This window comes from Peptostreptococcus sp. (assembly GCF_977045075.1).
Genome location: NZ_CDRRTB010000082.1, coordinates 1 through 8,220 on the forward strand (window position 1 = coordinate 1; position 8,220 = coordinate 8,220).

9 protein-coding genes are annotated in these 8,220 nt (G+C 37.6%); 2 read left to right on the plus strand and 7 right to left on the minus strand.

Annotated features, from left to right (window positions below):
- From ACW6OJ_RS06785 to ACW6OJ_RS06810, 6 genes are all read right to left on the minus strand, one after another.
- Positions 1-1,319: heavy metal translocating P-type ATPase (locus ACW6OJ_RS06785; protein ID WP_456096109.1), on the minus strand; the 1,319-nt coding region annotated here is incomplete at its 3' end.
- A gap of 26 nt (positions 1,320-1,345) precedes the next feature.
- A complete protein-coding gene (locus tag ACW6OJ_RS06790) occupies positions 1,346-1,723 on the minus strand; it encodes an HMA2 domain-containing protein (protein ID WP_455104134.1) in 378 nt (125 codons plus the stop codon).
- A 12-nt stretch (positions 1,724-1,735) separates the two neighbouring features.
- Entirely contained in the window at positions 1,736-2,329 is a 594-nt protein-coding gene (locus ACW6OJ_RS06795) for an HMA2 domain-containing protein (RefSeq protein WP_314497547.1), read from the minus strand.
- 249 nt (positions 2,330-2,578) lie between these two features.
- Positions 2,579-3,694: an ABC transporter permease gene (locus tag ACW6OJ_RS06800; protein ID WP_456096105.1), complete on the minus strand. Its 1,116-nt coding sequence runs from the start codon at positions 3,692-3,694 to the stop codon at positions 2,579-2,581.
- Positions 3,681-4,799 (minus strand): ABC transporter permease, encoded by a 1,119-nt coding sequence (locus ACW6OJ_RS06805; RefSeq protein ID WP_456096106.1) that lies wholly within the window; start codon positions 4,797-4,799, stop codon positions 3,681-3,683. The genes ACW6OJ_RS06800 and ACW6OJ_RS06805 overlap by 14 nt, the downstream gene beginning before the upstream one ends.
- Before the next feature lie 14 nt (positions 4,800-4,813).
- A complete protein-coding gene (locus tag ACW6OJ_RS06810) occupies positions 4,814-5,746 on the minus strand; it encodes an ABC transporter ATP-binding protein (RefSeq protein ID WP_304195596.1) in 933 nt (310 codons plus the stop codon).
- A 274-nt stretch (positions 5,747-6,020) separates the two neighbouring features.
- Here ACW6OJ_RS06810 and ACW6OJ_RS06815 point away from each other — a divergent pair, with 274 nt between their 5' ends.
- On the plus strand, positions 6,021-7,142 hold the full coding sequence (locus tag ACW6OJ_RS06815) for a sensor histidine kinase (protein WP_456096107.1): 1,122 nt from the start codon (positions 6,021-6,023) through the stop codon (positions 7,140-7,142).
- A gap of 27 nt (positions 7,143-7,169) precedes the next feature.
- Positions 7,170-7,817, plus strand: a complete 648-nt coding sequence (locus ACW6OJ_RS06820) for a response regulator (protein ID WP_293698978.1) — start codon at positions 7,170-7,172, stop codon at positions 7,815-7,817.
- 137 nt (positions 7,818-7,954) lie between these two features.
- On the opposite strand, the gene ACW6OJ_RS06825 is transcribed toward ACW6OJ_RS06820, so the two are convergent.
- The coding region (locus ACW6OJ_RS06825; RefSeq protein WP_456096108.1) for a cell wall-binding repeat-containing protein at positions 7,955-8,220 on the minus strand (266 nt) is incomplete at its 5' end.

Consider the following 8,220-nt stretch of genomic DNA (forward strand, 5'->3'; position numbering starts at 1 on the left):
AATACATCCTTGATCCTTGGCTTACCTTCTGTAATAGTACCTGTCTTGTCAAATACAACTGTATCAGTCATACTTAACTGTTCAATAAAGGCACCACCCTTTATCAAGACACCATTCTTAACTGATGTATTGATAGATGCTGAGAAGGCTGTTGCTGTTGATAGCTTGATACCACATGAGTAGTCTATAACTAGCATGTTAAGAGCCTTAGTTGTAGACCTAGTTACCCCATAAACCACACCACAAAGCAGTAGGTTTAATGGAACTAGGTAGTTAGAGAACTTGTCAGCATACTTCTGGATTGGAGCCTGCTGAGTTGCACTATTTTCAACCAAGTCTATAATTCTGGATATTACAGTATCATCGCCAACTTTTTCAGCCTTAACTGTGATAGTACCGTTCTTGATTAGACCACCAGCAAATACCTTGTCTCCCTTTTTCTTGATAACTGGCATGTATTCACCAGATACAGAACTAAGGTCAACTATGGCTTCACCGTCCATTACTTCACCGTCGACACATATTTTTTCACCTGTATGTGTAACTACTAGGTCTTCTTTCGCTAGCTTGTCTACACTACACTTTTCTAGGCTTCCATCTTCAAGCACCTTCCAAGTTGTATCTTGTTCAACACTTAAAAGGTTCTTGATTGAATTTCTAGTACGCTCAACCGTATAGGCTGTCATAAACTCTGCTATGTCTGACAAGGCTATTATAGTCAAGGCAGATATACTATTACCTAGCATTAGGCTGGCTACAATTGACATAATTGTCAAGGCGTCTGCATTTGGTCTCTTGTCTTCTACTAGACCATCCCAGGCAGACCTAAATAATGGAGATGTCAATGCCAAGCTTGTGATGGCTGGCAAAGTAGTGAACTTGTCATATTTAGGTAGGTTTATCAGTGGTGTGTTTGCACCTCCTAGTAGCCTAGTAGCCAATATTACACTACCATTTACCAGTAGTCTAGCTATCAGCTTCCTAGATGACATTTCCTCTCCATCATACCTATTATTCATTTCATTATTTCTTGCTTCTATATAGTTTTTGTATACATCCAAGGAGAACTTCTGCATTATGTGGTCTACAGCCTCTATAATCTCCAATGAATCAATGTCTGCGTCACTATCGTACTTTATTAAGATAGTCTCTGTAACAGAATTAACGGCTACATATTCAACATAGTACAAGGACCCTACCTGGTCTATAAGGTTAGTATATAGGTCCTGGATATACTTCAAGCCCGTATACTTGATCCTTATACGTCCTTCAATATTTGACACGCTCTTTCCCTTCAAAGAGAATGTCCTATTTCCCATTTGAATCAAATAACTCACTCCTTTCGTTATTTAGATGTATTGGCGTCTAGGATATTAAATAGGATGTCTATAACCTCTTTTTCATCCTTACCTTCTAAACTATTTATCAAGCCCATATTGTCTAGGGCTAGCTTCTTTATAGTATTTAGCCAGCTCACAATTGCCTTAGAATCGACCTTGTCTGTGTCATACTCTATAAGGACAGTACCAATAACAAAGTTAAACTTTACATTTTCAACACCATCAAGCCTTTTTACAGCCTCCATAGCCTGGCTCTGGAAATTGACAGCCTCTTTTGGTAGCTTCTTAAAGTTATTTACCTTTATTCTCAATCGCCCTGGTAGGTCTGATACAACCTCAAACTTGAAAAGCAAATTTAGAATAGATGCTTTGAAATTAAACATTATTACCTCCTATTACATCATGAATAAACTTGTGCCCCACCATCCAAGTGTTGCATAGTCTGGCAGTCTACCACCACCATTACGTCTAAGGTCAAGCAATCCAGCCCCAATTAGGGTCAAGCCTGCCAAAGACTTTACATCTAATAGTCCATTTGTGAAATCATATAAACCATTGTTAACTGCTGCGAATAATCTTTCAGAAGCCTTCTTGACTTCAGAAACTCTGCCCTCATCAATTGACTTATCCACACCTAGAAGCTTTATAACCGCACCCTCTAGTGTCTGTGGATCTAAAAGCTGATGATCATATTCCATTAGTATAGTTCCTGTAAGCGTGTTGACCCTACAAGTCTTTATAACGTCAATCTTGCTTATCTGGTCAACGAAGCTATTTGCTACTTCGATGTTACCTACCAATATAGGAGCATAAAATCTGACCCTACCTGGTATAGAACTCTTTACTTCTAGGGCATTTTTGAAAGATGGTAATTTTAGGTTATTACCGTCATTACCACCAGCTAGGTCCTTATCCCTCTTTCTTCTGTTGAACCCGTTCATTATTAGTAAAGCACTTATCCATAAAGCACGTCTCCTACCTAGTAACATATGTCTACCTCCATTTTACCTTTATTTAAGTCACATAATTTCTGTATAACTCTTGATATCCAATTCAATGATATTACTACTATACCACTTTTTGTTATCAATTGCAAGAGTAATTTTGAAGATTTTATTGATTTTTCAATATTTTTTGTTCTCAATTAGTAATTTTATTCTAAGCAGGACCCCTTCGTCCAGTCGTCATCACTGGACAATTGATATTGTTTATATATTTCACTTGGTTTAATTATACCACTAAGCACTCATACTTTCCACGCTTTTATTTTTTATTGCAATACCTATAAATAAACAAGCTAGGCCTATTAGTACCTGTATAAATACATAGACAATTATACCCTTACCCGCAGCTGATGAATCAGCTATTGCAGAGTATATCTTATTGTTCCAGTACATAGGGGATACTATAGCCAGCATCTCTACATATGAAGGTAAGTACTTTAAAGGTATAAATACACCTGATATAAAGGAAAATAGGAGTCCCAGCATATTAGAAAGACCGTTATTAACTGCAGGGCTCTTTGATACATTGGCAAATAGGTAGGACATTGCCGATGTTGGTAGCAAGTATAGGATACTTGCAAGGACAAAGTTCCTTCCATATGACGTGAACATATTTGTCCTAAAGGATGCCATTGCTGTGACAAAGAAGATAGCCCAAACAAGGACCACAAAGGAAAGCGAGCTATAAAACACGTTCAAGCTAATTTTTCTTGTAGAAACCTTCGACGCCCTAATCCTGTCACTTATCTTTTTTGAGTTAAAGCTATACTGGCCTGTAAATGCACCTAGCATTAGGATTATAAATACTACATATGAGCTGACATTGTAGTAGGCATACATATTTTGTTTTATATCCCTTTTTGCCCTTGACTGGCCTATATAGCCAACTTCTATCTTTTCTTTAAGTATTTCTTCTGGCTTGACCATACCCTTAAACCTGTACCTGTCCATAAGGTCGTAGGTCTTTAAGTATTCCATAGCCTTTTGGTTGACCATAAAAGACTTACCCTGGTCCTTGCTTACATAGTACTTAAGTTTTCCGTCCTTGCCTATCTTAAGCACATAGTCTACGTATGATGACAATAGGTTCTCCCTTATTGACCTATCATCAGATTTGATCTTAATTGGCTCAAAATTTGACTCTAGATAGTCCTTTAGGCCTTGACTTCTCTGGTTACCTTGATCCATATTTATAACACTGATTCTGATGTTGGAATTTATATCTGTCTTTACATCCTGGTCTCCTGATGCTGCTATCCCTATGGCAATAGCAACAAAAATTGCAATATATATAAACATCATTCTCGCATTTTTTTTCATTATTTTAAAGTATGTATTAAATACTGTCATATGAGTTCCTCCTTGCAAATATATAGCCTCCAGCAAATAGGACCAGACTTATAAGTCCTATATTTAAAAGTGAATAGGCGTACACCCTATTATCTGAAAGGTATAAGGCTGTAAACATCCTAGTCAGGACAGTCGCTGGATTTATGTAGTTTAATACAGGTATGTTATTGCTTATATAGCCAGCCACACTAGGATTCATCATACCGGCTAAGAATGAAGAAAATACATATATACCTGCACTAAGGCCAAACTTTGCATTAGTCCCCATCCTTGTAGATAGGGCTATAAACATACCCATTGCCATGGCCATAACATTACCAATCAATAGGCCAAATATTATCTGGGCCTGGCTACCGGCAAAGTCGGTGTTCATTACATACCTGATATAGATATACAGTAGGATAGTATTTAGGCTGGTAATTACAAGGTTGCCTGCGAAGTTGGCAATCAGGTGCTTGATTCTTGGTACTGGTGATGCTCCAAGTCTCTTTGAAGTATCCATATCTGAATCTAGTCTCAAGCCTTCTACTGTTGCTACACCAAATGTAGAAGCACCCAGGCATATCATGGCCAATAGGGAGTAAATGTATATAGTAATACCAGACTTATTTTTAAGATTAAGGGCATTTTCAAATTCGAAATCATTATTTCCCCTTAGGTCTTTTAATATAGCTTCTACCTTTGACCTATTTTCGGGGTTTTTCATAAGTTGACCAACTGATAGACCCATGTGGTTGATTTGTGATACTACCCCATGTACAATGGCTGTATTTACAGTATCATTTTTTATAACTAATTTAGGCTTCCTAAGGTCACCCTTAATTACTGCCTCTACCTTACCAGACTCTAGGGCTTGGTCAGGATTTTTGTAATCTTTTATGTCAAAGATTTTCTTGTCATCCAGGTCTATTTGGTTGAGAATTTCCTTATAGGTCCTGTCCTCTACCATGATTGGTATTGGTGACAGTTCAGTATTATTATCCATTCTAGTAAAAACTATACCAAATATAGTTGATAGGAAAAATGGGAATATCAAGACCCAAAAAAGGGATTCCTTGTTTAAAATTGCGCGCTTTATAACATATTTAAATAAAAATCCAAACATATATTTATCCCTCCTTATAAGTCGTCTCTTAACTGCTTGCCAGTTATCTCCAAGAATACATCGTTAAGGCTAGGAGAATTTATATCCATACCCTTAAAGAAGATGTCATTATTTTCAAGGTAGGCAAATATATGTGTCATAGCCATGTTATCTTGAATGCCAATGCTTAGATTAGACCCTTCTAGGCTTATTTTTCCTAAGCCCTCAATACTTTCTAACTGACTTATGTCTAGGTTCTTCATATCTATGTCCTTTAGTATTAGGGTATCTGTTAGACCAACTAGCTTCTTAAGCTCATACTTGTCCCCTGTTGCCAGTAGCTTACCCTTGTCTATTATTGAAATTCTTGTACAAATCTGCTCTACTTCATCCATGTAGTGGGATGTATATATTACTGTCATACCCTTCTTGTTAAGGTCCATTATCCCCTCTAGGATGGCATTTCTACTCTGGGGGTCTACTGCAACTGTAGGTTCATCTAGGATTAAGAGTTCAGGTTTGTGAGCCAAACCACAGGCTAAATTCAGTCTCCTCTTTAGTCCTCCACTTAGCTTCTTCGGTACAAACTTCCTAAAGTCATTTAGGCCAACAAATTCTATAGCCTCCTCTACATACTGCTTCCTAGTCGCCTTGTCCTGGATGTAAAGACCACAGAAAAAATCTATATTATCATAGACACTTAATTCATCAAAGACAGCTATTTCCTGAGGAACATAGCCTATTTTAGCCTTTAAATCGTAACGATCAACAGACATAGGTTGGTCAAATATCTTTATATCCCCCTTTTCAAACTTACTCAAAGACAAGATACAATTTATAAGGGTAGTTTTACCTGATCCATTGGGTCCCAATAGGCCATAAACCTCTCCCTTCTTTATATCCAAGCTAAGGTTGTCTAGGGCAACCAAATCATCATACCTTTTTAATACATTCTTAACCTCTAACATATTATCTCCTCCTCTATTTATTTACCTTCATATTGTAATATTTGCTTTTACCATTTTCTTTCAACCTATTTATAAGGCTTTTAATTAGTATTAATATTCTAACATATCTTTACGTATTATTTTAGTGCCCACCGTCATTATCCTATATTACATTTGTCATTATCTATACTTTCTACATTAAAAGCCCCCCTATAATTCTTTTTTTGATATAATTATGTTATGGATACTTATATGGTATCTAGTAAATAAGTATATTTAACTGAGGGGGATAGGTATGTATCAAAAATATAGGATAAAGACAAATTTTATAGGCCTGCTTGTATTTGTAAGTTGCCTTTCTATATCTCTTAGGTCGGCAACTGATGTATATATAATAATTCCTATCTGTTTAGGCCTGATTCTAGCCCTTTCTACTATAATTTTCAAGTATGACCACATGGTTGCCCTTGTAAATATTTGTCTAGCCCTACTTGTAGGTCTAGATGCGGCAAAAATCATCCCATCCTGTCTGGACTTAAGGTACAGCCTTGTCTATATACCCCTAATCCTATACTTTTCTATAGATAGGCCAAGGATGTCCTTGGAGGAGGTAGTACTACTTATCTCCATACCTGTCCTGGGCCACTTTGCCTCTCTGGATCCCGCTGATATAGGCATACTCTTGGGAGTAAGCGGTCTGGTCTTTATCATAGGCAAGTATAGCCTAAATATTATAGATTTAGAAAATAAGTATTACAGCTATTACCATAGGTCTAAGGGTGAAAAGTACAAGCTAGAAAGTCTATACCAGTCCCTGAATATAGACCAAAATAACAGGATAGAGAATGCTATCCTTAGTGAAAGAAATAGGATTTCTAGGGATATCCATGACGGCCTAGGCCACTTAACATCAAGGGCCATCCTCCAGTTAGGAGCCCTGATGGTCGTGGAAAAGGACCCTGTCAAAAAAGATGCCCTTAATGAAATTAAGAATACCCTATCCGAGGGTATGACTGAGGTAAGGAGGAGTCTCCATAACCTCCAAAGTGAATCCATTAATTTGAAAGCTGAAATAGACAAGCTAATAGGTGAATTTACCTTTTGTAGGGTAAACTTCTCATATGGTCTGACTAGTGACTTTGATATGGCCTTCAAGTACTCCATCTTATATATTATCAAGGAGGCCCTAACAAACGTTAGCAAGCACTCTAATGCCAGCCTTGTAAATATAACCCTGGTGGAAATGAAGACAGCTACCTACCTAAAGATCAGCGACAATGGAACCAATCCCCCAGCCAAGGATGGTGGTATGGGACTCTTCTCTATCAGCAAGAGGATAGAAGACCTGGGTGGCAAGGTGGAAATATCCACTCAGGATGGCTTTAGGATATTTGCTACCATCTACAAGAAGGACTAAGAATTTTAGATAGAAAAAGGTGATACTATGAAAATACTAGTGATAGATGACGACAAAATGATATGCTTTGCCCTTAAGACCATCATAGAATCTGAATATGATATGGAGGTAGTCGATATAGGTCATAGCTATGATGATGCAGTCAACAAATACAAGGAACATAGGCCTGACATCTGCCTATTCGATATTAGGATAGGCGAAAAAACCGGTATAGATGCCCTTAGGGATATAAAAATAGACTACCCTGATGCCAAGGTCATATTCCTGACGACCTTCCTAGACCAGGAATATGTCAAGGACTCAATAAAGTATGGTAGCTCTGGCTATATTTTAAAGGACGATTTTGAAAGTATATGCCCAGCTATTAGGGCTGCCCTAGCAGGACAGAATGTCTTTGGAAACAAGGTCTTTGATAGCCTTACCTTGACTCCTGACAAGGCTCAAAGTGAGAAGGGTGACATAGACAACAAGGACAGGAAGGAAGGCCTAATAGGTATCCTGAGCGAAAGGGAAATAGATGTACTAGAGCTAATAGCTGATGGCCTAAGCAATAAGGAAATAGCCAGTCAACTCCACCTAAGTGAGGGTACTGTCAGGAACTATATATCCTCCATCCTGGTCAAGTTAGATCTTAGGGATAGGACCCAGCTAGCCATTTATTATCTTAAGAGCTAGGTTAAGTCCAGAAGTTCATATAATATATATTCCTGTTTTTTGCAAAAAATTTAGCGTTGGGAGAGAATTTTCTCTCACCAACGCTAAATATTATACAAACAAAATTATACAACCATGTTAATATGCATATCTTTAGACTACCTACCAACTAAGTCAAGTAATATGCTATATGGCAGGTATCTTTCTCCGCCTATAGCAGTAATTCCAAGAATTCTTGTATCACTTATATACTTCTTAACTAGGGCATTAGTATTCTTGTTTCTTGATGCCAATAGGGTTGGCCTATTGTATTTACCAGATACTGGTGATATAACAAGGGCATCGGCAAACTCTTCACCAGAAGCTATAAAGGCATCCCTACTATCCTTAAACTTTGATTTGGCAATAGCTACTGAAGTTTCAT